Genomic DNA, 1,000 nt, shown 5'->3' on the forward strand with positions numbered 1-1,000 from the left:
GTAGGAGGGACGCTCACCCCGGTCGTCACGACGCGGGTACGACGGACGGTCCCCACCACGGTCGTCACGACCGCCACGGAAACCACCACGCTCGTCGTCACGACGCGGGTAGGAGGGACGGTCGCCGCCACGGTCGTCACGACGCCCGTAGGACGGACGGTCGCCGCCACGCTCGTCACGGCCGCCACGGAAGCCGCCGCGCTCGTCGTCACGACGCGGGTAGGAGGGACGCTCACCCCGGTCGTCACGACGCGGGTACGACGGACGGTCCCCACCACGGTCGTCACGACCGCCACGGAAACCACCACGCTCGTCATCACGACGCGGGGAGAACGGACGGTCCCCGCCACGGTCGTCACGGCGGAAGGCCGGGCGGTCGCCGCCGCGGAAGCCGCCGCGCTCGTCGTCGCGACGCGGGTAGGACGGACGGCCGCCACGGTCGTCGTCACGACGCGGGTACGAGGGACGGTCGCCACCACGGTCGTCACGACCGCCACGGAAACCACCACGCTCGTCGTCACGACGCGGGTAGGACGGACGGTCGCCGCCACGGTCGTCGCGGCCGCGGAAGCCACCGCCGGCCGGACGTCCGCCACGGTCGTCACGGCGGAAGCCGCCACCGGCGGGGCGACCACCGCGGTCGTCGCGGCGGAAGCCGCCACGGTCACCGCCACGGTCGTCACGGCCCCCGCGGTAGCCGCCCCTGTCACCGCCGTCGTTGCGACGAGGCTCGCGCTCCGGACGATCGTCGGGAGAGTTGGACATGGGTGTGACTCCTGTCTTCGGGGTACCGCTAGTCATTCTCGCGCAACCAGCCCATGGTCGCGCTTCGGCGTAAAGAGGTGCAAAACAAAAAGGACCCTTGGTCCTCAGCGTGAACGCTGAGGACCAAGGGTCCTTTGAAAGATTGTTCGGCGGCGTCCTACTCTCCCACAGGGTCCCCCCTGCAGTACCATCGGCGCTGAAAGGCTTAGCTTCCGGGTTCGGAATGTAACCGGGC

The 1,000-nt window shown here is 70.5% G+C and carries 1 protein-coding gene and 1 rRNA gene; one reads left to right on the forward strand and one right to left on the reverse strand.

The genetic code is table 11. From position 1 onward, the window contains the following. The coding region (locus ACFY15_RS35280) for a hypothetical protein (RefSeq protein WP_390826875.1) at nt 1–885 on the forward strand (885 nt) is incomplete at its 5' end. A gap of 24 nt (nt 886–909) precedes the next feature. Here ACFY15_RS35280 and rrf read toward each other — a convergent pair. Next, nucleotides 910–1,000 (reverse strand): 5S ribosomal RNA (rrf, locus tag ACFY15_RS35285); the annotation flags it as partial.

The sequence above is a fragment of the Streptomyces sp. NPDC001373 genome (genome assembly GCF_042895815.1).
In the GTDB taxonomy this organism is placed as follows: domain Bacteria; phylum Actinomycetota; class Actinomycetes; order Streptomycetales; family Streptomycetaceae; genus Streptomyces.